At 72.3% G+C, this 24,071-nt stretch carries 22 protein-coding genes; 9 read left to right on the top strand and 13 right to left on the bottom strand.

Annotated elements, in window-relative coordinates; genetic code table 11:
- Positions 1-145: 145 nt before the first annotated feature.
- From G6W55_RS10440 to G6W55_RS10460, 5 genes are all read right to left on the bottom strand, one after another.
- Positions 146-1,135: a zinc-dependent alcohol dehydrogenase family protein gene (locus tag G6W55_RS10440; RefSeq protein WP_175520523.1), complete on the bottom strand. Its 990-nt coding sequence runs from the start codon at positions 1,133-1,135 to the stop codon at positions 146-148.
- Positions 1,132-2,028, bottom strand: coding sequence for a carbohydrate ABC transporter permease (locus G6W55_RS10445; RefSeq protein WP_175520524.1), 897 nt, complete (start codon positions 2,026-2,028; stop codon positions 1,132-1,134). Before G6W55_RS10445 ends, G6W55_RS10440 begins: the two co-directional genes overlap by 4 nt.
- On the bottom strand, positions 2,025-2,984 hold the full coding sequence (locus tag G6W55_RS10450; protein ID WP_030780562.1) for a carbohydrate ABC transporter permease: 960 nt from the start codon (positions 2,982-2,984) through the stop codon (positions 2,025-2,027). Before G6W55_RS10450 ends, G6W55_RS10445 begins: the two co-directional genes overlap by 4 nt.
- Before the next feature lie 76 nt (positions 2,985-3,060).
- On the bottom strand, positions 3,061-4,419 hold the full coding sequence (locus G6W55_RS10455; protein WP_030780565.1) for a sugar ABC transporter substrate-binding protein: 1,359 nt from the start codon (positions 4,417-4,419) through the stop codon (positions 3,061-3,063).
- A gap of 92 nt (positions 4,420-4,511) precedes the next feature.
- Positions 4,512-5,273 (bottom strand): DeoR/GlpR family DNA-binding transcription regulator, encoded by a 762-nt coding sequence (locus G6W55_RS10460; protein ID WP_175520525.1) that lies wholly within the window; start codon positions 5,271-5,273, stop codon positions 4,512-4,514.
- Between the two features lie 310 nt (positions 5,274-5,583).
- Here G6W55_RS10460 and G6W55_RS10465 point away from each other — a divergent pair, with 310 nt between their 5' ends.
- Entirely contained in the window at positions 5,584-6,699 is a 1,116-nt protein-coding gene (locus G6W55_RS10465; RefSeq protein ID WP_254876183.1) for an AI-2E family transporter, read from the top strand.
- A gap of 21 nt (positions 6,700-6,720) precedes the next feature.
- Here the strand turns inward: G6W55_RS10465 and G6W55_RS39215 are convergent, their stop codons facing one another.
- On the bottom strand, positions 6,721-7,161 hold the full coding sequence (locus G6W55_RS39215) for a hypothetical protein (RefSeq protein ID WP_175520526.1): 441 nt from the start codon (positions 7,159-7,161) through the stop codon (positions 6,721-6,723).
- Positions 7,162-7,357: 196 nt separating this feature from the next.
- On the opposite strand from G6W55_RS39215, the gene G6W55_RS10475 reads away from it, so the two are divergent.
- The 3 genes from G6W55_RS10475 to G6W55_RS10485 all read left to right on the top strand — a co-directional run bounded on the left by G6W55_RS10475 (position 7,358) and on the right by G6W55_RS10485 (position 11,088).
- Positions 7,358-8,566: an RNA ligase gene (locus tag G6W55_RS10475; protein WP_175520527.1), complete on the top strand. Its 1,209-nt coding sequence runs from the start codon at positions 7,358-7,360 to the stop codon at positions 8,564-8,566.
- 2 nt (positions 8,567-8,568) lie between these two features.
- Entirely contained in the window at positions 8,569-9,486 is a 918-nt protein-coding gene (locus G6W55_RS10480) for an AAA family ATPase (protein WP_309243674.1), read from the top strand.
- A gap of 207 nt (positions 9,487-9,693) precedes the next feature.
- On the top strand, positions 9,694-11,088 hold the full coding sequence (locus tag G6W55_RS10485) for a DEAD/DEAH box helicase (RefSeq protein WP_175520528.1): 1,395 nt from the start codon (positions 9,694-9,696) through the stop codon (positions 11,086-11,088).
- Positions 11,089-11,133: 45 nt separating this feature from the next.
- Here G6W55_RS10485 and G6W55_RS39390 read toward each other — a convergent pair whose 3' ends face one another.
- Positions 11,134-11,385: a restriction endonuclease gene (locus tag G6W55_RS39390; protein ID WP_175520529.1), complete on the bottom strand. Its 252-nt coding sequence runs from the start codon at positions 11,383-11,385 to the stop codon at positions 11,134-11,136.
- A 469-nt stretch (positions 11,386-11,854) separates the two neighbouring features.
- Here G6W55_RS39390 and G6W55_RS10495 point away from each other — a divergent pair, with 469 nt between their 5' ends.
- The 3 genes from G6W55_RS10495 to G6W55_RS10505 are packed head-to-tail and all read left to right on the top strand — an operon-like array spanning position 11,855 to position 13,447.
- On the top strand, positions 11,855-12,334 hold the full coding sequence (locus G6W55_RS10495) for a hypothetical protein (RefSeq protein ID WP_254876184.1): 480 nt from the start codon (positions 11,855-11,857) through the stop codon (positions 12,332-12,334).
- 16 nt (positions 12,335-12,350) lie between these two features.
- On the top strand, positions 12,351-12,722 hold the full coding sequence (locus tag G6W55_RS10500) for a hypothetical protein (RefSeq protein ID WP_175520531.1): 372 nt from the start codon (positions 12,351-12,353) through the stop codon (positions 12,720-12,722).
- 35 nt (positions 12,723-12,757) lie between these two features.
- Positions 12,758-13,447, top strand: a complete 690-nt coding sequence (locus tag G6W55_RS10505; protein WP_078631798.1) for an SDR family oxidoreductase — start codon at positions 12,758-12,760, stop codon at positions 13,445-13,447.
- Here G6W55_RS10505 and G6W55_RS10510 read toward each other — a convergent pair.
- The 5 genes from G6W55_RS10510 to G6W55_RS10530 all read right to left on the bottom strand — a co-directional run bounded on the left by G6W55_RS10510 (position 13,383) and on the right by G6W55_RS10530 (position 20,821).
- Positions 13,383-15,284 carry an ABC transporter ATP-binding protein gene (locus G6W55_RS10510; protein WP_175520532.1) on the bottom strand — a complete coding sequence of 634 codons (1,902 nt, stop codon included), beginning with the start codon at positions 15,282-15,284 and terminating at the stop codon, positions 13,383-13,385. The two genes, G6W55_RS10505 and G6W55_RS10510, sit on opposite strands and share 65 nt — an antisense overlap.
- Before the next feature lie 59 nt (positions 15,285-15,343).
- Positions 15,344-16,951 carry an ABC transporter ATP-binding protein gene (locus tag G6W55_RS10515; RefSeq protein ID WP_309243675.1) on the bottom strand — a complete coding sequence of 536 codons (1,608 nt, stop codon included), beginning with the start codon at positions 16,949-16,951 and terminating at the stop codon, positions 15,344-15,346.
- Positions 16,952-17,272: 321 nt separating this feature from the next.
- Positions 17,273-17,398 carry a SapB/AmfS family lanthipeptide gene (locus tag G6W55_RS10520; RefSeq protein WP_107419004.1) on the bottom strand — a complete coding sequence of 42 codons (126 nt, stop codon included), beginning with the start codon at positions 17,396-17,398 and terminating at the stop codon, positions 17,273-17,275.
- A 148-nt stretch (positions 17,399-17,546) separates the two neighbouring features.
- Positions 17,547-20,117 carry a class III lanthionine synthetase LanKC gene (gene lanKC / locus G6W55_RS10525; protein ID WP_175520534.1) on the bottom strand — a complete coding sequence of 857 codons (2,571 nt, stop codon included), beginning with the start codon at positions 20,115-20,117 and terminating at the stop codon, positions 17,547-17,549.
- Positions 20,118-20,422: 305 nt separating this feature from the next.
- Positions 20,423-20,821, bottom strand: a complete 399-nt coding sequence (locus G6W55_RS10530) for an ATP-binding protein (protein ID WP_175520717.1) — start codon at positions 20,819-20,821, stop codon at positions 20,423-20,425.
- Between the two features lie 230 nt (positions 20,822-21,051).
- On the opposite strand from G6W55_RS10530, the gene G6W55_RS10535 reads away from it, so the two are divergent.
- Entirely contained in the window at positions 21,052-21,402 is a 351-nt protein-coding gene (locus G6W55_RS10535) for an STAS domain-containing protein (protein ID WP_175520535.1), read from the top strand.
- Positions 21,395-22,078, top strand: coding sequence for a DNA alkylation repair protein (locus G6W55_RS10540; RefSeq protein WP_175520536.1), 684 nt, complete (start codon positions 21,395-21,397; stop codon positions 22,076-22,078). The genes G6W55_RS10535 and G6W55_RS10540 overlap by 8 nt, the downstream gene beginning before the upstream one ends.
- A 30-nt stretch (positions 22,079-22,108) precedes the next feature.
- Here G6W55_RS10540 and G6W55_RS10545 read toward each other — a convergent pair whose 3' ends face one another.
- On the bottom strand, positions 22,109-23,890 hold the full coding sequence (locus G6W55_RS10545; protein WP_175520537.1) for a chitinase: 1,782 nt from the start codon (positions 23,888-23,890) through the stop codon (positions 22,109-22,111).
- Between the last annotated feature and the right edge of the window lie 181 nt (positions 23,891-24,071).

The raw sequence follows: 24,071 nt of genomic DNA on the forward strand, positions 1-24,071 counted from the left end.
TGGGGCACCAGATCGATGAGGGCCTCACCGGCGACGACGATCACGCGAACGATCCTTTCGGAGGGACGACGGACACCGGGGCCGCGATCGGCGTGCCGGCCGGAACGTCCGGCACGCCGATCGCACCCCGCGGGGCGGGTCCGAGTCAGGGCACGACGACGATCTTGCGCCCCTGGCCTGCGGCGAACCGCTCCAGCGCCCTCGGGTAGTCGTCCAGGGACATCCGGTCACTGATGAAGACCTGCGGGTCGAGCACCCCGGCGGCGAACAGCTCCGCCGCCCGCTCGTAGCTGTGCAGGACCGCCATGGAGCCGGTGATGGTGATCTCCTGGTTGTAGATCTTGTACGGCGAGATGGTGGCCGTCGTCGCGTAGTCGGAGACGCCGAACTGGAGGAACGTACCGGCCTTGGCGACCCGCTCCAGACCGTCCTGGATGGCGGCGGCGTTGCCGGTGGCGTCGATCACCACGTCCCAGCCGCCGGGGCGGCCCAGTTCGTCGGCGGAGAGCCCCGACTGCGAGCAGCCGAGCTTCTCGGCGGTGGCGAGGCGCTCGGGGTTGATGTCGACGACGTCCACGGACACGGCGCCGGTGCGCTTGGCCAGCTCCAGCATCATCAGGCCCATGGTCCCGCTGCCGTAGATCAGCACATGGGCGCCGAGACGGCTGTTGAGGACGTCGTAGCCGCGCACCGCGCAGGACAGCGGCTCGATGAGGGCCGCGTCCTGGACGTCGATGTGGTCGGGCAGGCGTACGCAGTTGGCGACGGGGGCGACGGCGTACTCGGCTGCGCCGCCGGGGACGGTCACGCCGATGGCCTGCCAGCGGTCGCACAGGTTGTTGTGCCCGACCCGGCAGTAGCGGCACTCGTGGCAGTACAGCGAGGGGTCGACGGCGACCCGGTCGCCGAGGGCGAGTTCGGTGACCTGGCTGCCGAGGCCGACGACCTCGCCGGCGAACTCGTGGCCCGGCACGATCGGCAGGGTGGGGGCGAACTCGCCCTGGAGGATGTGCAGATCGGTGCCGCACAGTCCGCAGGCCGACACGTCGACGACGACGTCCCGCGGCCCGGGCGTGGGGTCGGGCACCGTGGTGACGGTGACCTTGCCGGGGGCTTCGATGACGGCGGCTTTCACTTGACTGCTCCTAGGGACAGGCCGCGGACCAGTTTGTCCTGGGCGGCGAAGCCGGCGATGAGGACCGGCAGGGAGACCAGCGTGGCGGCGGCGCACAGGCGCGCGAGGAAGAGGCCCTCGCTGGTGATGAACCCGACGAGGAAGACCGGCGCGGTCGAGGCGTTGGTGGCGGTCAGGTTCACGGCGAACATGAACTCGTTCCAACTGAAGATGAAGCAGATCAGCGAGGTGGCGGCGAGTCCTGGCATGGCGACCGGGGCGACGATCCGCAGCAGCACGGTGGGCAGTCCGGCGCCGTCGACCTCGGCGGCCTCCAGGATCTCCTTGGGCACCTCGGCGAGGAACGAGCGCATCATCCACACCGCGATCGGGAGGTTCATGGCGGTGTAGAGGATGACCAGCGTCCACACGTTGTCGAGCATCCCGGCGTCCTTGACGATCAGATAGACCGGCAGGAGGGCCGCGATGGCCGGCAGGAACTTCGTGGACAGGAAGAAGAACATCACGTCGGTCCACTTCTCGACCGGCTTGATGGACAGCGCGTAGGCCGTCGGCACCGCGAGGGCCAGCACCAGCAGCGTCGAGATGACGCTCGCCATGGCGGAGTTGAGGAGGAAGGGCGTGATGTCCCGGCTGAACAGCAGCCGGTACTGGTCGAAGGTGGGCGAGGCCAGCGGGCTCGGCGGGTTGGTCGCCGCGTCCGCCTCCTGGTGGAAGGAGGTGAGGACCATCCACGCCACCGGGGCGAAGAAGGCGAGGGTGGCGAGCCAGGCGACGAAGGTCCACAGCGGGGACAGCCGGTGCGCGGCGTCGGGCGCCTCCCGGCGTGCCGTGTCGCGGCGGACGAGCTTCTTCAGCCGGGCGCCGGGGGCGGCGGGGGCGTGCGCGCTCATCGGGACACCTCCTCGCGGAACAGCGACGCGATGGTGCGCAGCGCGAAGGTCGCGATCACGATGGAGCCGAGCACGACGACGACTCCGGCCGCGGCCGCCTGGCCGTACTCGTACTTGCGGAACATGGTCAGGTAGATCTCGTAGGGCAGGTTCGTCGTCTGCGAGCCGGGGCCGCCCTGGGTGATGGTGTAGACGGCGTCGAAGGTCTGGACGACGTAGATGGTGCCGAGCAGGATGCCCAGCTCGATGTACTGGCGCAGATGCGGCAGCGTGATGTGGCGGAAGGTCGCCATGGCCGACGCCCCGTCGACGCGGGCCGCCTCCAGGACGTCGCCGGGCTGGGCCTGGAGGCCGGCCAGCAGGATCAGCATCATGAACGGCGTCCACTGCCAGACCAGCGAGACCACGACGGCGGGCATCGGGTAGGAGGAGATCCAGTCGACGGTGGGGCCGTTGTCGGCGCCGAAGAGCCGGTACACGGCATTCAGGGTGCCGTTGAGCAGGCCGTAGTCGGGGTTGTAGATGGCGTGCTTCCACAGCAGCGCGGCCGCGACCGGCATCACCAGGAACGGCGCGATGAGCAGGGTGCGGGCCAGGCCGCGGCCTGCGAACCGGCGGTCGAGGAGCATCGCCAGGCCGAGGCCGAGGAGCACGCTGATGAGCACCACCGACGCCGTGAGGACGACGGTGTTGAGGACCGCGGTGCGCAGCCGTTCGTCGGTGAAGACGAACTTGAAGTTGGCGAGACCGACGAAGTGGCGGTTGCCCGGCTTGAGGATGTTCCACTCGAAGGTGGAGATGACGAGGGTCGCCACGAACGGGAGCTGGGTGACGACGACGGTGAAGACGAGCGCCGGCAGCAGGGGGATGCGGCGGCGCCATTTCCCGTCGCCCGCGGTCCTGCGCGGGCGGGCCGGCGGGGACGCCGTGCGGGGTGGGTGGGTGAGCGTGGTCATGTGAGGTCCTTCGCCGGGGCCGGCGGGGGTGGGGAAGCGGGGCCCGGCCGGTGTGCGGCCGGCCGGGCTGCGGGCGTCACTTCTGGTAGGTCTCGGCGACGTCCTCGGCGAGCTTCTGGCCGTCCTTCAGCGCCTTGTCGACGGTGGTCTTGCCGGCGATGGCGGCGGAGATCTCCTGGGTGACCTTGGTGCCGAGGTCCTGGAACTCGGGGATGGCCACGTACTGGACGCCGACGGTGGGCCGGGGCTGCACGCCCGGGTTGGCAGGGTCGGCCGCCTCGATCGACTTCAGGGTGATGTCGCCGAACGAACCGGCGGCCTTGCTGTACTCGGGCAGGGCGTAGGTGCTGGCCCGCTTGCCGGCCGGGACGCGCGACCAGCCGAGCTTCTCGCCGACGAGCTTCTCGTACTCCTTGCCGGAGGCCCACAGCATGAACTTCGAGGCGGCGTCGGCCTTCTTGGTGGTCTTGGGCATGGCCCAGGCCCAGGACCAGAGCCAGCCGCTGCTCTTCGTCTCGACGGTCGGCGCGTACGCGTAGCCGACATGGCCGGCGATCTTGCTGGTCTTGGCGTCCTCCAGTGATCCGGCGGCGCTGGTGGCGTCGTACCACATGGCGGCCTTCTTCTGGCTCATCGCGTTCAGGCACTCGGTGAAGCCGGACTGGGCGGCGCCGGCCTGTCCGTGCTCGCGCACCAGGTCGACGTAGAAGTTGGTGGCCTTCTTGAAGGCGGGGCTGTCGACCTCGGCCTTCCAGTCCTTGGTGAACCAGGTGCCGCCGTAGGTGTTGACGACGGTCGTCAGGGTGGCGCCCAGTTCGCCCCAGCCGGCGAGGCCGCGCAGACAGATGCCGCGCATGCCCGGTTCGGCGCCGTCGACCTTGGCGGCGATGTCGGCTATCTGCGGCCAGGTCGGGTGCTCGGGCACCGTGATGCCCTTCGCCGCCATGACGTCCTTGTTGTACATGAGCATGGACGACTCGCCGTAGAACGGCAGGGCGTACAGCTTGCCGTCGGAGCCGGACAGGGAGGTGACGATCGGCTTGAGCAGGTCGCCCTTGTCGAAGGCGGTGTCCTGGTCGGCGTAGGAGCTGAGTTCGTGCAGCCAGCCGTTCTTCTCCCAGATGGGTACCTCGTAGGCGCCGATGGTGGCGACGTCGTACTGGCCGGCCTGGGTGGCGACGTCCTGGGTGACCTTGTCGCGCAGTTCGTTCTCGGGAAGGATCGTGAACTTGACCTTGATGCCGGTGTCCTTGGTGAACGTGCTCTCCGTCAGCTTCGCGATGTCCTCCATCTGCGGGTTGCCGACCATCAGCACGTTGATGGTCTTCCCGCCGCCGTCCGAGCCCGAGGAGCCGCCGGCCCCGCTACAGCCGACCAGCAGCGAGCCCGCCGCCGCGCTCGTGGCGAGGAGGTGGAGCGTTCTTCTTGTGCGCATGACTGACTCCAGGAGATGTTCATGGGCGCGGGAGGCCGTGCCCTGGCCGTGCGGGTGGGATGTGCGGGGGGGGGAGCTGAGGATGTGGGGGTTCACGCCTGGATGACCTGTGGTCCCAGCAGTGCGTAGCGTTGGGCCTCGGAGTTGCTGAGGCCGGTGTCGGTGACGATGGCCTCGAAGTCCGTGATCTTCGCGAAGGGGCAGAAGCTCACGGCGCCGAACTTGGTGTGGACTCCGGAGAACACACGGCGTCGGGCGACGCGGACGACCTGTGCCTTCACCTGGCTGACCGCGGGGTCGGGCGTGGTGAGCCCGTACTCGCGGGAGATGCCGTTCGCGCCGACGTACGCCAGGTCGATGACGAAGCCGGACAGCATGTGGGTGGCCCAGTGGTCGACCGTGGCGAGGGTGCCGCCGCGCACCCGCCCGCCGAGCAGCAGGACGCTGATGTTGCGGGCGCAGGCGAGGGCTCCGGCCGTGGTGAGCGAGGAGGTGACCACGGTCAGGGGCCGGTCGCGCGGGAGTGCGGCGGCGATGAGCTGCGGGGTGTAGCCCTCGTCGATGTAGACGGTCTCGGCGTCCCCGAGGAGCGCGGCGGCGGCCACCGCGATCCGGTTCTTCTCGGGCACGTGGTCGGTGGCGCGGAAGGCGAGCGTCGTCTCGAAACCGGCGCTCTCGACGGGGTACGCGCCGCCGTGGGTGCGGCGGACGAGCCCGTGGCGCTCCAGGGCGTTCAGATCCCGCCGTACGGTCTCGGGCGAGACGCCGAGCGTGCCGGCGAGCACCTTGACGTCGACGGCCCCGTCACGGCGTGCCGCCTCCAGGATCCCGTGCCTGCGTTCCTCGACATCCATGGCTACACCTCCGTCTGACGTCTCTGTCCGGTTGGCCAAATTTCTACAAGGGGATCGCACATGGTGGCCAGGCTCGTCCACCGGCGGATCGTGACCGAATGTGGCCGTGACCGGAGCTACATAATCCCAGGTCAGAGCCCTTTGACAGGTCCTCGTTCGGGATTTCGACGCCTGCTTGGCCCCGGAGCGTGCCCGTTCTCTGCCCGTTTCACCGCCGGGCGGGGCGGGCGGCCGGTGTCCGGTACCGGCCTTCGGGGGAACTCCGGGCCCGTGCCGCGGGCCGGCGGCCGGCGAGTGGTACGAGCATGAGATGCCCCCACCTCCTCCCGACCAGCCCGCCCGGCCGTCCGCCCGGCCGCCCGCACGGCGGGGCGGCGAGGAGCCGCGCGTCCCGGACGTGCTGCGGACCGCGGCCGCCTACGCGTGGCGGATCATCGCGGTCGGCGTGGTCGTCCACGTCACGTTCTCCGTGCTCGGGCAGTTCCACCGGATCGCCGTCGCCGTCTTCCTCGGCCTGGTCGTCACCGCCGTGCTGCGCCCGGTGGTGGATCTCCTCGCCCGGTTCCTGCCCCGTCCGCTCGCGGTGGCGACCGCGCTGGTCGGTGGCATCGTGCTCGTCCTCGGTGTGCTCGCCCTGGTCGGTGAGACCGCCGCGGATCAGCGCAGCGGGCTGGAGAAGGAGTTCGTGGCGGGCATCGACCGCATCGAGCGCCAGTTGGAGGACCCGCCCTTCCGGTTCCCGCCGGACGCCTTCGACGACCTCCAGTCCCGGATCGGCAGACTCCTCTCGAGCCACCGCTCCACCCTCATCAGTACGGCGCTCAGCGGCGCGAGCCGGCTGGTCGAGGTGCTGACCGTACTCGCCCTGGCCCTGTTCTGCGCCGTGTTCTTCACGCACTCCGGGGACCGGCAGTGGCGGTGGGTGTGCGCTCAGCTCCCCGAGGGGGCGCGCCGGCGGTTCACGGTCGGGGGCCGGGCCGCGTGGCGGACCTTCACCGGGTACACGCACGGCATCCTGCTGGTCGCGGCGGTCAACGCGGTCCTCGTGGGCATCGCCCTGTTCGCGCTCGGGGTGCCGCTCGCCATACCGCTGGCGCTGCTGGAGTTCCTGGCCGCGTTCATCCCCCTGATCGGCTCGCCGATCGCCCTGGCGGTCGCGGCCGTCGTCGCCCTCGCCTCGAAGGGGCCCTTCATCGCGCTGGTGGTCGTGGCCCTGATCGTCGTCATCGGACAGATCGAGGGCCATCTGCTGCACCCCCTGGTGATGAGCTGGGCGGTGCGGCTGCATCCGGTGGTGGTGGCCCTGGCGGTCGTCGGCGGGGCGGTCGCGGCGGGGGTGATCGGCGCGGTGGTCGCCGTACCGCTGGTGGCCGTGGTGTGGGCGGTGTACCAGGCGCTGAAGGCTCCCGCAGCCGATCCTCCGTAGGCGGGCGGTTCCGGTTCCGGTTCAGCAGTCGTCGTACTTCCAGGCGCCGTCCTCCAGCGTCCAGGGCTGTTCCTTCCTGTCGAACTTCGGCAGTCCCGTGACCTTGTAGGTGGCGTGCCCCGTCGTGCCGGACACCTCGGCGTGCACGTCGGTCAGGGGGTGGTCGGCGCCGTGGTCGGCCGCCGCCTTCTTCACCACGGCGGTGTAGGCGTCCTTCGTCGTCTCCTCCGCGCAGCGCGCGGAGAGCATGCCGTACGCCGTGTCGGCGTCACCGGCGAAGTAGGAGGCGGTGTAGACGGCGACGGCGGCCTCCAGGTCGTCGCCCTCGTGCTCGGCGGGGACGCTGATCGTGGGCTCGCTGTCGGCGGGGGTGCCGCCGTCGGAGGAGGAGCAGGCGGTGAGTGCGGCGAGGAGCAGCGTGGTGGTGGCGACTGCTGCGCGGGTGCGCGTACGGGTCTGCATGATGGGTCCCCCCTGAACCTGATGCGTGCGTCGGCATGGTGGCACGACGGGCGTCACGGACGGGTGCCGTCGGGGGTGTTCGGTGGGGGTCTGTGACGGGGCGGGGACGGGCGTGTGACAGTCGAGGCGGCCAAATTGGCTGGTCACCGGGGTTGCCCGCACGTCACAATCGGGGTCCACCAAGGGGAGGGAACCAATGAGCCAGGACCACCTGACTCTCCATGAGCTGCTGCCGCCGCACGAGCTGGCCGCCGCTCTCGACGCGGGGCACGTCACGCGCAAGTCGCACCCGGAACTGCCGCTGTCCATCTACACGTACACGAGGACATGCCAGTACGAGCGGGTGTGGAACCGGGTGACGACCCGCTGCCGGGGTCTCGTGGCCGACGACGCCACCGGGGAGATCGTGGCGCTTCCGCTGCCGAAGTTCTTCAACGTCGGTGAGCACGAGGCCGGTCAGCCCTACGCGCCGAGCCTCCCCGACGAGCCGTTCGAGGTGTACGACAAGGTCGACGGCAGCCTGGCCGTCGTCTTCCACTACGCGGACCGGTGGCGGGTGGCGTCCAAGGGGTCGTTCATCAGCACACAGGCCACCTGGGCGCAGCGGCTGCTGGACGGGAAGGACACCTCGCGGCTGGTTCCCGGGGTGACCTACCTGGCCGAGATCCTGTACCCGCAGAATCGTATCGTCGTCGACTACGGGGACCGGCGGGACCTGGTGCTGCTGGCCTCGTTCGGCAGGGACGGCACGGAGGTCGGCCTGTCCGAGGCCGCGCCCCACTGGGAGGGCATCGGGTCGGTCGTCACCGTGTGGCCCGCCATGCCGCTCGCCGAGCTGCTGGCGCTGGCCGAGGGCAACCGGCTGCCCGGCGGCCGGGCCGCCACCGGCGTCGAGGCCGAGGGCTTCGTCCTGCGGTTCGCGTCGGGGGTGCGCGCCAAGGCGAAGCTCGCCGAGTACGTACGGCTGCACAAGGTGCTCACCGGGGTGACCGAACGGGACATCTGGCGCGGGCACGGCGTCCAGCGGTTCGCGGGGCTGCCCGCCAAGCAGGTGGCCCAGGCGCTGGGCTGCTCGACGGCGGACGTCGAGGCGTCCGGGGGCCGGCCGCTGGACGCGCTCCTGGAGCAGGTGCCGGACGAGTTCGACGCCTGGGTGCGCGCCGTCATCGCCGGCATCGACAAGCAGGTGGCCGACCGCGAGCGGGCGATCGACGCGGCGTTCCGGTCCCTGGCCCCGCTCGCCGGCGACCGGGGCGCGTTCGCCCGCGCGGTACGGGAGCTGCCCGACCCGGCGCTGCGCCCCGCCATGTTCCTGCGCCTGGACGGCCGTCCGACCGAGCTGGTGACCTACCGTGCCGCCCGGCCGGAGGCGTCCGATCCGTTCAAGACCGATGAGGAGAACTGACCGTGCCCGTCGTACACGTCATGACGGGGCTTCCGGCCTCGGGGAAGACGACCGCCGCACGCGCCCTCCAGGCGGAGTCCGAGGGCCGGATGCGGCGTGTCAACCTGGACGATCTGCGGGCGATGCTCGACATTCCGCTGTCCGAGGGCCGCCGCGGGTACGCGCACGAGCAGACCGTGCTGGCGATCCAGGACGCGGCGGTGCGGGCGGCCGTCGACGGCGGTTTCGACGTCGTCGTGGACAACACGCACATGACCCCGCACATCCCGAAGCGGCTGAAGGCCGCCGTGGGCGGACAGGCCACCTTCGTCGTGCACGACTTCACCGACGTACCGGTGGAGGAGTGCGTACGGCGCGACGCGCTACGGGAGCCGGCGGTCGGCGAGGAGATCATCCGGATCCTCGCCGACAAGCACACCACGGCCCGCAAGGGCGGCTGGCGGCTCACCGCGGAGTGGCTCAACGACGTGCCGCCGCCCGTCGAGCCGTACACCGCCGACCCGGCGCTGCCCTCGGCGGTCCTGTGCGACATCGACGGCACGCTCGCGCTGCGGGGCGACCGGGGGCCGTTCGACTTCACGCGCTGCGAGGAGGACCTGCTCAACGTGTCCGTGCGCGGGGCGCTGCGCTCCTTCCGGGGCGCCGACGGCGATGTCGTCGTGCTGCTCTCGGGCCGCGGCGAGGAGCACCGTGAGCGGACGGAGGCGTGGCTGCGCGCGCACGACGTGCCGTACGACGAGCTGTGGATGCGCGCCGCGGGTGACGGGCGCCGGGACGACGTGGTGAAGGCCGAGCTGTTCGACCGGCATGTGCGTCACCGCTACGCGGTCCGGGTCTCCCTCGACGACCGCGACCGTGTGGTGGCGGTGTGGCGCCGGATGGGGCTGCCGACGTGGCAGGTCAATTACGGCAACTTCTGAGGCGGCCGGTGGAGTGTCCGCGGCCTGGGTGCGTCCGCGGCCTGGGCGGTCCCGGCACGGCGGGTGGCCGGGCGGGTGGCCGGGCGGCCGCCGGGTGGCCGGGCGGCCGCTGGTAAAATGGGGGCACGCTTCGACACCGCTGGGGCCCGTACCGATGTGTACGGGCCTCGGCGCGTTCCGGGGCCCGACCAGAAAGGTTCCCCTCCCATGGACGCGAAGCAGCCGGAGTCCGCACGCCCCCGTACGGCGCCGCGGGACGACCTCCCGACGCCCGGGACGGAGTCCCCCGGTCTGCCGCCGGCCGCGTCCTTCGACGCGCTCGGGCTGCCGCCGCGGGTGCTGGAGACGATGAGCGGTCTCGGGGTGACGGAGCCCTTCCCGATCCAGGCGGCGACCCTGCCGAACGCGCTGGCGGGCCGTGACGTCCTCGGGCGGGCCCGGACCGGCTCCGGCAAGACGCTGGCCTTCGGTCTCGCGCTGCTCGTGCGGACGGCGGGCCGGCGCGCGGAGGCGAAGCGGCCGCTCGCGCTGGTCCTGGTGCCGACACGGGAACTCGCCCAGCAGGTGACCGACGCGCTCACGCCGTACGCGCGGACGATGGACGTACGGCTGGGGACGGTCGTCGGCGGGCTGTCCATCAACCGGCAGCAGGCGCTGCTGCGCTCGGGCGTGGAGGTGCTGGTCGCCACGCCGGGGCGGCTCACCGACCTGGTCTCCCGCCGCGACTGCCACCTCGACCAGGTCCGGATCACGGTGCTGGACGAGGCCGACCAGATGTGCGACCTGGGGTTCCTGCCGCAGGTGACGGACATCCTGGGCCAGGTGCCCGCCGACGGGCAGCGGCTGCTGTTCTCGGCGACGCTCGACCGCAACGTCGACCAGTTGGTGCGCGACCACCTCCATGACCCGGTCGCGGTGTCCGTCGACCGGGTGGCGGGCTCGGTCGCCACGATGGAGCACCACGTGCTCAACGTCCACCCCGCCGACAAGTACGCGACGGCGACGGAGATCGCGGCGCGGGACGGCCGGGTGCTGATGTTCCTGGACACCAAGGCGGGCGTGGACCAGTTCACCCGCCATCTGCGGGCCAGCGGGGTCCGGGCCGGCGCCCTGCACAGCGGCAAGTCGCAGCCGCAGCGCACGCACACCCTCGCCCAGTTCAAGGAGGGCGCGGTCACCGTGCTGGTGGCCACGAACGTCGCCGCGCGGGGCATCCACATCGACGCGCTGGACCTCGTCGTCAACGTCGACCCGCCGGCCGACGCCAAGGACTACCTCCACCGCGGCGGACGGACGGCACGGGCAGGCGAGTCCGGGCGCGTGGTCACCCTGGTCACCCCGAACCAGCGGCGCGACGTGAACCGGATGATGTCCGAGGCCGGTATCCGCCCGACGATCACCCAGGTACGCTCCGGCGAGGCCCAACTGACCGCGCTGACAGGCGCGAAGCGCCCCCCGACCGGCCCGAAGCCCACCGGCAACGCCCCCTTCCGCGGCCTCGGCACCCAACCGGGCCGCCCGACCAAGCCCACCCGCAAGGCAACAGAGGCCCGCAAGGCAGCAGAGGCCAGGGCGGCGGCCCGGGTACGAAAGGGCCGCTGACGGCGGCAAGTGGGGTGGGGCTTGAGCTGCGGGGTACTCAGCAGCTCAGATGCTTGACCACCACGTCATCCGCGTCTGCGGCAACGCGATAGAAGTCCGCGAGCTCCTCCAGATCGCCGTGGCCGCCACGTCGGCGCCCAAGTCGCCCGCGCCGCCGACGACTTCGACGTCCGCGCAGTCGTCCCGGGCGCACAGGTCGGCTATCGCACGCTCGAACTCCTCCGGATCCAGCGAATGGTTTCTCGTCCAGGGCGTCCGCCGCTGTTTCGGCCGCTTCCTCCAGCGCCGCGCCGGCACGTCGTAGCACTGTGCGTGTCGACCAGCGACGGCGGCCTCGGTGGCAGGCGATCAGGCCCGCCGAGCCGAGGAGGAGCAGGATCACCGCCCAGGCGGGACGGCGTTCGGCCGCGGCCGCGGCGGTGCGGGCGAGCAGGGCTCCGAGGCTCAGCAGGAGGGCGAGGAGGACGAAGAACAGGGCCGTCACCCGCAGGTCGAAGCGGCGGCGACGGGGCGTGGGGACGGTCACCGGTGGGGTCCTCCAAGTGGGCGGCGAAGTGGATCACTTGGCGTATGCCCGGGCGACACTCAGCGATGCCCTGGTCTCAACTGCTCGCCGGGAACCGGAGGTTTGCGTGGGTCGTCTTCGGCATCAGTTCGCGCCCGTTTCGGGCGGGCCACCGGGGAAGGGCGCATGAATCCAGGTCAGCAGGTTCACTTTCACGCTTCGTGCGGGCATCTCATCTCGGCTCCGGCCGACCGTGCCGGGATGGATGTCCGGTGTCCGCACTGCCATCAGGTGGTGCGGGTCCCGCCGCCCGACGTCCCGTACGCCTCGCCGGTGCCCGTGCCGGCCGGGGCCGTCGAGCCGGTCGTGCTGACCGCCCTGTATGTGACGGCGTTGATCGGCGGTGTGCTGGGGGCCGGGCTGATCTACGGGGTGATGTTCGACGAGTTCTCGGAGACGGAACTGGTCGCGTACACGCCCCTGTGGTTCTTCCCGATCGTGTTCGGCCTCTACGGTTTCGTCTCCCAGCGGCTGCTGCGCCGTATCGCCACCGGGCGCGCGCGGAGCCTCAACGAGGCCGCGCGTATCTCCATCGACGTCGCGGGACACTGGGCGGCCCTGTTCCTGTTCCCGTTCCTGGTGCTGAGGTGGCGCAGCTCCCTGCTCGTGTCGCTGGCGGCGGCGGTCTTCTGGGCCGGGCTGCTCTGGTTCTTCTTCGTCGTCGTCTTCCCGACGCTGTAAGGACGTTGAGACGCCGATGATGTTCGGTTACTCCGACGCGTGGTGGGTGCTGCTGCTCTACCCGGCCGTGCTGTGGGTGCCGTTCGGGCCGTTCGCGATGGCCTCGCTCGGGGCGTGGTGCGCCTCGGCGCCCGGGATCCGGCCCCGACTGTGGTCGGTACTCGTCCCGTTGGGGCCCGTGGCGACCTCCGCCGTCGTCATGGTCTTCCCGCTGAGCCGCTGGGAACGGCCACGGCAGGTGGACGGCTCCCTCGGAACCCCCCAGCACGTGTACGACTTCCTCGGCTATCTCGGCGTGTACGTCGGCGCGATCACCCTCCTCCCCTGGCTGCTCGGCTTCGGCGTCACCCGCGTGGTGCGCTTCCTGCGGAGCCGCCGTCAGACGTAAGGGATGAGTTCGCCATATGGGGTATGTATCAGGTTATGGGAGTTCACCTGATCACAGGCGCCGGCTCGGGTATCGGCGCGGCGGTGGCGGCGCTGTTCGCCTCGCGGGGGCAGGAGTTGTGGCTGCTGGCCCGGAACGAGGCGCGGGCGGAGGAGTTACGTGCCCGGTTCCCGGAGAGCCGGACGCTCGTGGCCGATCTGTCCGCGCCGGCGTCGATACGCGACCGGCTGGCGGCGCAGGTGCTGCCCGAGCGGCTCGACTCGCTGCTGCATGTGGCCGGGGTCGTGGAGTCGGGCCGGGTGGGCGAGTTGAGCGCCGAGTCCTGGCAGGACACGCTCGCGGTGAACCTCGTCGCCCCGGCGGAGCTGACCGGAGTGCTGCTGCCCGCCTTGCGCGCGGGCCGCGGGCATGTCGTGTTCGTCAACTCGGGTGCGGGCGTGCACGCGCCGCCGCGGCTGAGCGCGTACGCCGCGTCCAAGTTCGGTCTGAAGGCGCTGGCCGAGTCGCTGCGGGCGGAGGAGTATGCGCACGGCGTCCGGGTGACCACCGTGTATCCCGGGGAGACCGACACACCCATGCAGGTCAGGCTGCACGAGCAGTTCGGTCTCCCCTATCAGCCGGAGGCCCATATGAGCCCGGCCTCGGTGGCGGCCGCCGTGGTCACGGCGCTGGATCTGCCGCGGGACGCGACGATGAGCGATCTGATGCTGCGCCCGGGCTGCTGAGGCCCGCGGCGGTGCGGCCGGCTCCGGCGCGTCCGGGGTCGGCCGCTCCCGTCCCCCAGTGGCCCACCAGCTCGGCGTAGAGCGGGACTTGGGCCAGGAGCGTGTCGTGGGTGCCGGTGCTCGGGCGGGTGCCGTCGAGCAGGAGGACCCGGTCGGCGCGCGGGGCGAGGGACATGCGGTGGGCGAGGGTGACGACGGTGCCGGGCCGCCGTCGGAACGCCTCCTCGACGCGTCGTTCGGCCGCCGCGTCGAGATGCCGGGTGACCTCGTCGAGGACGACCAGCCGGGCGTCGGAGAGATAGGCGCGCGCGAGGGCGACGAGGGCGCGTTCCCCGGAGGAGAGCGTGGCCGGGTCGACGGGTCCGTCGGCGCCCCCGATCCGCTCGGCCAGTCCGTCGAGACCGAGCGCAGTGAGGGCCTCGGCGAGGGCGTGGTCGGGGGTGTCGGGGGCCAGGTAGCGGAGGTTCTCGCCCAGGGTGCCGGCGAACACGTAGGGGTCCTGCGGCACCAGGACCCGGGCGCGGGCCAGTTCGCGGCGGGCGATGCGGTCGAGGGGCGCTCCGCCGAGGGCGGCCCGTCCGCTGTCGGGCGGCAGCATGCCCGCGAGGACGGCGGCCAGTGTCGACTTGCCGATGCCGGACGGGCCGACGACGACCAGGTGTTCGCCGTCGGCGAGGGTCAGGTCGAGTCCGTCGAGGACGGGTTCGGCTCCGGGGCCGTACGCGAAGACGATCCCCGTCAGCGCCGCCGAGCCGTCCGCCGGTCGCAGCGCGGGGTGCGGGTCGGGGGGCGGTTCCGGGTGGCGGGCGGCCTCGGCGAGCCGTTCGGCGGCCACGGCGAGGCGCAGCCAGGAGGCGCCGAGTCCCTGCACCAGGAGCCGGACGGCGGGTTCGAGGGTGGCCAGGACGTAGGCGAGCACGCCCACGATCGCGCCGGCGGTCATGCCCCGGTCGCGCAGGTCGGGCGCGGCGAGGACGACGAGGAGGAGGGGGCTGTGCGCGCCGAGGGCCACGATGAGCCGCCGTAGCGCCGACACGGAGGCGAGGGCCCGCGAGGTGCGCAGATGGGTGTGGACGGCGTCGAGGGCGTCGCGTCGGGCGTGTTCCTGGGCCCCGCAGGCGACGATGTCGCGCAGGGCGGTGAGGGTCGTGACGGTACGGCCCGCCAGCGCCTCCTCGGCGTCGAAGGCGGCGCGCTGTCGGCGGACGGTGGCGGGGGCGAGGGCGGCGAAGAGGGCCAGGGCGACGAGCAGCGGTCCTGCGACGAGCGGGACGGCGGCGGGGGCCAGGACGGCGGTGCCCGCGACGACGGCGGCGACCGTCAGGACGAACTGCCACAGCAGCATGAGCTGGCCGGCGAGCGCGTCCCGGACGGCCTCCACCTGCCGGGTGAGCCGGGCGACGGCCACGGCGGCGGAGCCGTCCGGTGGCGTGCGGAAGGCGTCCGGGGGCGCGGTCGCGCGGTGCAGGGTGCCCGTGACGACGTCCCGCAGCAGCCGGTCCCGCAGGGGTTCGACGATCTCGGCGAGCCAGGGGTAGGTCTGCCGGCCGGCCCAGGCGCCGCCGAGGGTGGCGAGGGCGAACACGCCGAGTCCGAGGGCGGCGGTGCGGGGCCGGTCCAGCAGGAAGCCCTGGTCGACGGCGACGGCGAGGGCCTTGCCGGAGACCAGGGCGGGGGCCGCGGAGAGCAGGGTCCACCAGGTCAGCCGGAGCGCGGCGGTCCGGTTCGCGGTGAGTCCGGCCCGGATCAGGCGCAGGGCGGTGCCGTGGGCGGCGGTGAGGGAGGGCTCCGCCGGGCGCGGGCCGTGGCGGGGCGGGCCGGTGGTGCGGTGCGCCATGGGCGGGCGTCCTCTCGTGTCGTCAACGGCTTTGCATGTCAACGGACTTGTGACGCGGGTCAGTCGTCCGTGCCGCGGAACAGGGCGCGGTAGGCGGGCACCTCCCAGAGTTCGTGGTGCGGGGCGACGGCTTCGACGTGTCCCTCGTGCAGCCAGGCCACGAGGTCCGCGCGGGCGGCCGTGGCGGTGCGGCGGGTCACGACCAGGCGGGTGCGGTCGCCGTGGGAGTCGTCCAGGGCGCGCAGGACCGCGGCCTCGGTGGCGGAGTCCAGGCTGGAGGTGGCGTCGTCGAGGACGAGGAGGCGGCTGTCGCGGGCCAGGGCGCGGGCGAGGCCGAGGCGTTGGCGCTGGCCGCCGGAGAGCGGCGCCTCGGCGAGGGGGGTGTGGTAGCCGGCCGGGAGGCGGCGGACGAACCCGTCGGCCTGTGCGGCGCGGGCGGCCGCGTGGACGCGTGTCTCGGGGAGCGGTTCGGCGGCGGCGCGCAGGGCGTCGAGGACCGTGGGGCCGGTCAGCTCCGGGTCGCAGAAGGCGTAGGAGACGGCGGCGCGCAGGGCGGCCGGGCTGACTTCGTCCAGCGGGGTGCCGTCGAGCAGCACGGTGCCCCGGTCGGGGGCCATCAGGCCGCCCGCCACCGCCGCGAGCAGGGAGGTGCCGGAGCCGGAGCGGCCGACGAGGGCGACGCAGCGCCGTGCGGGCAGCACGAGGTCCAGCCCGTCGAGGACGGTGCCGCCGCGGGTGTGGACGGTGATGCCGCGCAGTTCGACCCGCCCGGCCCCCGGGGGCAGAGCGCGCAGGCCCGGCGGCTGCGGGGGCACGGCGAGCACCTCCCGTACCCGCTGGTGTCCGGCGCGGGCGCGGGCGAGGTCCAGCAGGCTCTGCGCCGCGCCGAAGCCGCCGAGTCCGAGCGTGGCGTAGCCGAGCGCGGCGACGAGTCCGCCGGCGCCGAGGGCGCCGGTGGACAGTGCGTGGCCGGCGACCGCCAGCACGGTGATCTGGGTGGCGGGGGCGAGCAGACCCGTGGACCAGGCGACGCGGCGCTGGCTGTCCCACAGGGCGCGTCCGTGCCGCCCGAGTTCGGGCACCGGCCGCAGGACCCGCTCGATCTCGCGGTCGACGGTGCCGGCGGCGGCGATGGTGCGGTGTCCGGCGAGCGCGTCCAGGAGGCGGGCGGCGACGGCGGCCTGCGCGCGCTGGTAGCCCTCGCCCCGGGTCACGGTGCGCCGCAGATGCCGTCGGAGCAGCAGCCAGCCGGCCGGTGCGGTGACCAGGAAGGCGGCGGCGAGTTCCGGGGCGAGCAGGGCCAGGGCGAGGACGGAGCCCGCGGCCATGGCGAGTTGGGCGACGGCGTAGACGGCGGCCTGCGTGCTCAGTCCTGCCTCGCCCGCGCTCGCCGTGAGGCGGGCCGCGAGGTCGCCGGTCGCCATGTGCCGGGCGGGGTGGGGGCCGACGGCCATGATGTGCCGTACCAGGGCGGCGCGCAGGCGCGCGGTGGCCTCGGCGGTGGTGCGCGGGCCGGCGTACTGGGCGAGGGTCTCGGCGGCGGTGAGCGCGCCGAGGACGCCGGCGAGCGGCAGGAGGCCCTGCCCGGTGGTGCCGGACAGGGCGCGGTCGACGGCGGTGGCGAGGACGGCGGGCAGCAGGAGTGCGGCGGCCGAACTCGCGGCCACGCCCAGGGCGAGGAGTCCGGGCCACAGCCATGGCCTGCTCCCCTGCCTCTGTCGAGTGGGGGCGCGGGTCGTGTCGCGGTTCCTGGGTTCGGTCGTAGGATCGGGGTCCCCGCTCCGCCGGGGCTGCTGTCGGTGGTCCTGTCCCATGCGGGGCTCCTGCGCGCGATGAACCGGGCGATGTACGGGGCGATCTGCCGGAGGGTGCACGGCTGGTCGGCGGGGCGGCACGCGAACGCCGGCCCGGGCTGTCCCTCAGCCCGGGCCGGCTCTGTTCACCGGGTCACGCCGGCGCGGGGCGGGCGGACGACCCGAATGGTGCGACTACAGGCACAGCAGCGTGCTGACGGTGCTGTTGGTGCAGTTGACCACGGAGAGGGAGCTGAGCACCGAGAGGTACTCGGTGGTCTCGTCCGGGGTCTCCAGGGCCTGGAGGCTGAGGATGGACATGGTGATCTCCTGTCACTGTGTTGGTGCATTCCGGCGATTGCCGGAAACTCTGGGCCGCGGCGGCGGAGGCCGCGGGAGGGGGTGCCCTGTGATCGGCGCTCGGGCGCACAGGCGCACGGGGCGCCGGGTCGCTCGGGTGCTGCGGCGGTCAGGGCGTCCGCAGGACCGTGGCGGGCGGGCGCGGCGCGGGAGCCGCGACGCCTCGGCCGGTCCAGAAGGGCAGCGCCGGGGTGTCGGCGAGGGCCGATCCCAGGGCGAGCAGGATGCCGGCGGATCCGGTGGCGAGGTCCATCGACAGGCGCAGGAGCTGTTCGCCGGGGAAGGCCGCGTGCCCCTGATGGGGGACGAGGTGCCAGACGAGGCGCCGGATGTGCCGTCGGATCACCGGTTCGTGGGCCGCGGTGCCGTCCTGGAGCAGATGGAGCAGCAGGATCAGTCCCGCGCGTCCGTTGAACAGGCCGGGCTGCACGATGAATTCGGGTACGGCGGCCCCGCGCATCTGGTCCAGGCTGCGTTGTCGTTCCGGGTCGGGGCGGTGGCGCAGGGCCGTGTGGAGCACGGCGGCGATACCGGCGCTGCCCGTCTCCAGGTAGGGCAGCACCCGGCTGCCTTCGTCGACCTGGAGGGTGCCGTCGTCGCCCAGGACGCAGCGGGCGAGGTCGAGGGCGAGTGCCCGGTCGGCCAGGTCGAGCAGGGCGGTGTCGCCGGTGCTGTCGTACAGGCCGAGGAAGAACAGGGCGGCTCCGGAGGGGCCGTGCAGGAGTCCCGCGCGGCGGCCGGGTGCCGGGGGGCCGGCGCCGGGTTCCAGACGGGCGGCGAGGCGTTCGGCGATGTCGGCGGCGACGGCGTGCAGCGAGCTGTCGGCGGTGGTGCCGGCGAAGTGCAGCAGCGTCAGTCCGATGCCGGGGAGTCCGGCGGCGAGGTCGTCGCCCTGGCCGTCGAGGGGTTCCTTGAGGAGCCGGTCGAGGAGGTTGTGCGCCTGCCGGGGGTGGCCGAGCCGGTCGAGGGCGTAGGCGACGCCGTGCGCGCCGGTGTAGAGGCCGGGCCGGCCGGGTTCCCGGGCGACGGCTTCGAGGAGCCATTCGACGTGGTCGGGGTCGACGGGGGCGCCCACGGTGTGCAGGGCCCACAGGACGCCCGCCGCGCCGTAGGCGAGGCCGAGTCCGTCGTGGGTGAACTGGCTGGGGTCGCCGGGAAAGAGGCGGTCGGTGCGTTCCGGGGTGGCGCTGGCGGTGATCGCCGCGGCCATCGAGTCGCGCAGCGCGGGCCAGTCGGCGCGGTCGCCGCTGAACAGCGCGGCACAGGCGTCGAAGTCGTCCCGGGGTCGGGGTATGTGAGAGGGCGTCAGGGATATGGGGCGCGCCGGCAGTGCGAAGCGTCTGGCGGCGGCCCGGCTCAACTGGTCGTGTTTTCCCGGGTCCAGCGAGGTGAGCTGGATGAGCGGCATGAAGATCCAGAGCCGCAGGGCGTCGAGGGCGTGCTCGTCGATGGCGTAGCCCTCCACGTCGGCGGGGGCCGCGAAGCCGGCGGCGCCGAGTCCGGGTCTGACGAACTCGTCGGCCGGGGAGGCGAGTTCGAAGTCCACGAAGCACACCCGGCCGTCCGGGCGGACGATCAGGTTGCGCGGGTGCAGGTCGCCGAAGACGACACCGCGGGCGTGGATGGCGCGCAGCCCTTCCTCGATCTTCCCGAGGACGTCGAGGGCTTCCTCGCGGTAGCGCTCGACGGCCTCGGGGGCGGGGTCGGGGTGGATCAGGGGGTAGCGCTGTCCGAACCATCGGTTCAGGGGCTCGCCGGGTACGAACTCCTGGACCAGGAAGTGGTGTTCCCAGGCGGTGAGGTGGCCGAGGGCGGCCGGTACGGAGGGCACGCCCTCCAGACGGCGCAGGATGTCGTGCTCTCTGCGGAGCCGGGTGACGGCGTCGTCGCCACGCTGGTCGAGTCCGGCGTCCGGGCGGGCCTCCTTCAGGACCACCTGGTCGCCGCCGGCGGCGGGTCTGGCGATGTAGATGCCGCCGCCGTTGGAGAAGTGCAGGGCCCGTTCCACGGCGTAGGGGAACTCGGCGGTGCTCGACGTCGCCCGGTCGGCGAGGGCCTGGGCCAGGACGGCCGGGACGGGGGCCCAGTCGGGCACCTCGAACACGGCGCGCCGGACGTCCGGGCGGAGCCGGCCCGACGGTTCCCGCAGGGCCAGGACGAGTTCACCGGTCTCCGAGCGGCAGAACTGCTCGGTGAACCCGCCGTAGCGCAGGTACAGCGGCCCGTTGCGCCAGCGCAGATCGCTGAGGATGTACGGTCCGCGCAGTCCGGTGAGCGCCGCGTCGAGGTCCGTCAGACATCGCTCCAGCTCGGGTTCGTCGACCGGGTAGAGGGTCATGAACTTGCCGCTGGAGCCGCGGGAGGCGTACTTGGCGTTCTGCGTGCGCACCAGGGCCGGGCTGCGCAGGAACTTGTGGGCCACGCGCTCCCGGAGGCAGTACGCGCCGACGACGGACAGGATGTGCTCCGCGTTGTCGGGGCAGGCGGACACGTGGATCTTCCAGCCCTGGTCGGGCAGTTCGACGCCGACGGGCGTGCGGCCCACCCACACCTCCCTGGCGGAGCCGAGCCAGCCCTCGGGTAAGGGCTCACCCACCGCGGCGAATTCCTCGATGGTCGCCCAGCGGACCGGCGAGTCGTAGAACACCTTGTCGGCGTACGAATACGCCTCGTAGCGCATGTCCACAACGCTCCCCCCTCACTACGACAAACCTTCCCGGACGGATGCAGTACGCACGGTGCACCTCGGCAGCCTCCTTCCGGAGTGCTAGGGTGACCGCTTTTTGCCCTGCGATGTGAAGGTAAGGGACGGCCGGCTCCGGTCGGCAGAGCGCATTCAACGCGCACATCGGGGCGCGCGAAGCCCGGCCGCCTGGACATTTCACGCCCTCACGTACACCGCGCATATGCGTTCGGTATCCCACACGCCCGCCACCTGCGGTTTTTCGCCTGGCGCCCGAGCCGTACCTCGCCCGCCGGCACCCGTCAGGCGTCGTCGCTCAGCGAGATCCGGGCCGTGACGCGCTTGCCGACCGGTTCCTGTTCGATGAACAGGTCCTCGGTGACCGCCTTGACGATCTCCAGGCCGTGCTGGCCGATACGGCCCGGGTCGGCGGTCCGGGGCGCGGGGACCGTGGGGTCGCTGTCCCAGACGACGATGTCCACGCCGTCGGCCGTGATCCGCAGCTCCATCAGGACGGGGCCCGGGGCGTACTTGCGGGCGTTGGTGACCAGTTCGCTCACCACGAGCTGGGTGAGGTCCATCGCGCGCGCGGGCACGGTCAGGCGCAGGTCGGCGCGGGCCCGGTCCAGGAAGGCGCGGGCGTGGTGGCGGGCGTCGGCGATACAGCCGTCGTCCCCGCTCAGGGCATAGCCGGCGCGCATCATGGGCTCGTCCGGCCCGTCACAGTCGTCACCGTCGACGTCGACTCCCAAGTTCCTCGCCCCCGCTCCCCCTTCGCGCGCGCCTACCCCCGACGGCGTCATGCATGCCACACGGGGTGTCGTTCGGCACAGCCGTTTCCGTGCATTGTGCCGCGACGGTGGGGCACAATCGCCCTCGCACGCCCGACCGGGCGAGCCCGAGCGCAGTCGAGGAGACGGTGACCGACAACATGAGAGAGGACCGGTCCGACCGGTTCTCCGCCGAGCCCGCGGTGATCGACGGGGTGTGCGTGGTGACCGTGCGGGGCGAGGTCGACCACGCCGTCAAGGACCTGCTGACCGAGGCGCTGCGCTGCGAGGACGCGGTGCCGCCGCGGATCGTGGTGGACCTCGGCGGGGTGACCTTCATGGACTCCAGCGGGATCAACGTCCTCATCGCCGCCCATCAGCGGGTGGCCGGGGCCCGGGGCTGGCTGCGCATCGCCCGGGCCCAGGAGTCCGTACGGCGTCTGCTGCGCCTGGTGGGTGTGGACGCGCTCATCCCCTGTCACGCCAGCGTCGAGCAGGCCGTGCATGCCTGAGCAGACGGCGGTGGCCGAGGTGATGGCCGAGCTGGCCGCGCTCGAGGATCCGAAGGCGCGGGCCGTGAACGAGCGGCACGGCGACGATCACGGCGTGAACCTCGGCAAGCTGCGCGCGCTCGCCAAGCGGCTCAGGACACAGCAGGACCTCGCGGTCGGGCTCTGGGACACCGGCGACACCGCGGCCCGGCTGCTGGCCCTGCTGATCTGCCGCCCGAAGGCGTTCGAGCGGGACGGGCTGGACGGCATGCTGCGCGAGGCACGCGCTCCCAAGGTGCACGACTGGCTCGTGAACTACGTGGTGAAGAAGAGCCCGCACGCCGAGGAACTGCGCGTGGCCTGGACCGCCGACCCGGACCCGGTGGTCGCGAGCGCGGGGTGGGCCCTGACCACCGAGCGCGTGGCGAAGAAGCCCGAGGGCCTGGACCTCCCGGGGCTGCTCACGGTGATCGAGGCGGAGATGAAGGACGCTCCGGACCGTCTCCAGTGGGCGATGAACCACTGCCTGGCCCAGATCGGCATCGAGCACCCGGAGCACCGCGCCCGCGCGCTGGCCATCGGTGAGCGTCTCGGGGTCCTCAAGGACTACCCGACCTCGCCGGGGTGCACGTCTCCCTACGCGCCGGTGTGGATCGACGAGATGGTGCGGCGACGGACCGGCCGCGCGGGGGCTTGACCCCGGTCGGCCGGTCCGTCGTCCCGTCGGTCAGCCGAAGTAGGTGTCGAACGTGCGCTGGAACTCCCAGCCCGCGAAGCGGTCCCAGTTGACCGACCACGTCATCAGGCCGCGCAGGGCGGGCCAGGTGCCGTGGGTGGTGTACGAGCCGCAGTTCGTCCTCTTCGTCAGACAGTCGAGGGTCTTGGTGACCTCGGCCGGGCTGACGTAGCCGTTGCCCGCGTTGGTGGACGCCGGCATGCCGATGGCGATCTGGTCCGGGCGCAGCGGCGGGAACACGTTGTTGGCGTTGCCTGCCACCGGGAAGCCGGTGAGCAGCATGTCGGTCATGGCGATGTGGAAGTCCGCGCCGCCCATGGAGTGGTACTGGTTGTCGAGGCCCATGATCGGGCCGGAGTTGTAGTCCTGGACGTGCAGCAGGGTCAGGTCGTCCCGCAGGGCGTGGATCACCGGGAGGTAGGCGCCGCAGCGCGGGTCCTGGCCGCCCCACTGGCCGGTGCCGTAGAACTGGTAGCCCATCTGCACGAAGAACGTCTCGGGGGCCATGCTGAGGACGAACGTGGAGCCGTACTTGGCCTTCAGGGTCTTCAGCGCGGAGATCAGGTTGACGATCACCGGTGTCTTGGGGTTCTTGAAGTCGGTGTCGTCGGCGTTCAGCGACAGCGAGTGGCCCTCGAAGTCGATGTCGAGGCCGTCGAGACCGTAGGTGTCGATGATCTTCGAGACGGAGGAGACGAAGGTGTCGCGGGCCGCCGTCGTGGTGAGCTGCACCTGTCCGTTCTGGCCGCCGATCGAGATGAGCACCTTCTTGCCGGCCGCCTGCTTGGCCTTGATCGCGGCCTTGAAGTCGGCGTCGCTCTCCACGTTCGGGCATTCGGTGACCGGGCAGCGGGTGAAGCGGATGTCGCCCGAGGTGATGGAGGTGGGTTCGCCGAAGGCCAGGTCGATGACGTCCCAACTGTCGGGGACGTCGGCGAGGCGGGTGTAGCCGGCGCCGTTGGCGAAGCTCGCGTGGAGGTAGCCGACCAGGGCGTGGGCGGGCAGGTCGCCCGAGCCTCCGCCGCCGCCCGTGCCGGTGGTCGTCGTCGCCGTCACCGCGGCCGACCTGGCGGACTCGCCGGCGTCGTTGAGGGCGGAGACCTGGAAGCTGTACGCCGTCGACGCGGACAGGCCGCTCACGGTGGCCGAAGTGCCGCTCACCGTCTGGACCTTGGCGCCGTCGCGGTACACCGCGTAGCTCGTCGCGCCGCTGGCCGCCGTCCAGGACAGGGCGACGCTGGAGGAGGTGACGGTGCCGGCCGTGAGGCCGGTCGGCGCGGCGGGCGGCTGGCCGGTCGAGGCGCCGGGGCCGACGAGGGAGACGTCGTCGGCGTAGTACGCGCCGGTGCCGTACCAGCCGTGCGTGTAGAGGGTGACGCGGGTGGTGGAGGCGCCGGTGCGGAAGGTGGTCCTGAGCTGCTGCCAGTCGGGGGCGGACTGGGTCCAGGTGGAGACGTCGGTGGTCCCGGTGCCGGAGGCGCCGAGGTAGACGTACGCGCCGCGGACATGACCGGTGAGCGTGTACTCGGAGTTCGGCTGCACGGTGACCGACTGCGAGCACTGGGCGTGGTCACTGCCGGCCGGGGTGGCCTGAAGGGCCGAACTCCCGCTGCGCACCGGGCTGCTGACGGTCTTTCCGGCCGTACAGGTCCAGCCGTCGAGCCCTGCCTCGAAGCCACCGTTGCGGGCGAGGTCGACATCGGCCGCATGCGCGGCCGTGGAGAGCGCGGTGATCCCCGACACGGCCAGCGCGACAGCCGTGAGCAGGGCCATGACAGGTCTGATGCGATCCACAAGTGCCTCCGGGCGGGGGGTGATTGGAGTGTGGAGCCCGCCCAATTTGGTCCAGACCAATCCGGTTGTCAAGACCTCACGCGGCCATCGGGGCAGGCGGGCGCCGGGCCCGGAGCGTTGAGCGGACGGGGCGACCGGGAGAATGGACGGTGTTCGTCCG

It is taken from the genome of Streptomyces sp. CAI-85 (genome assembly GCF_013363615.1).
Classification (GTDB): domain Bacteria; phylum Actinomycetota; class Actinomycetes; order Streptomycetales; family Streptomycetaceae; genus Streptomyces; species Streptomyces antibioticus_B.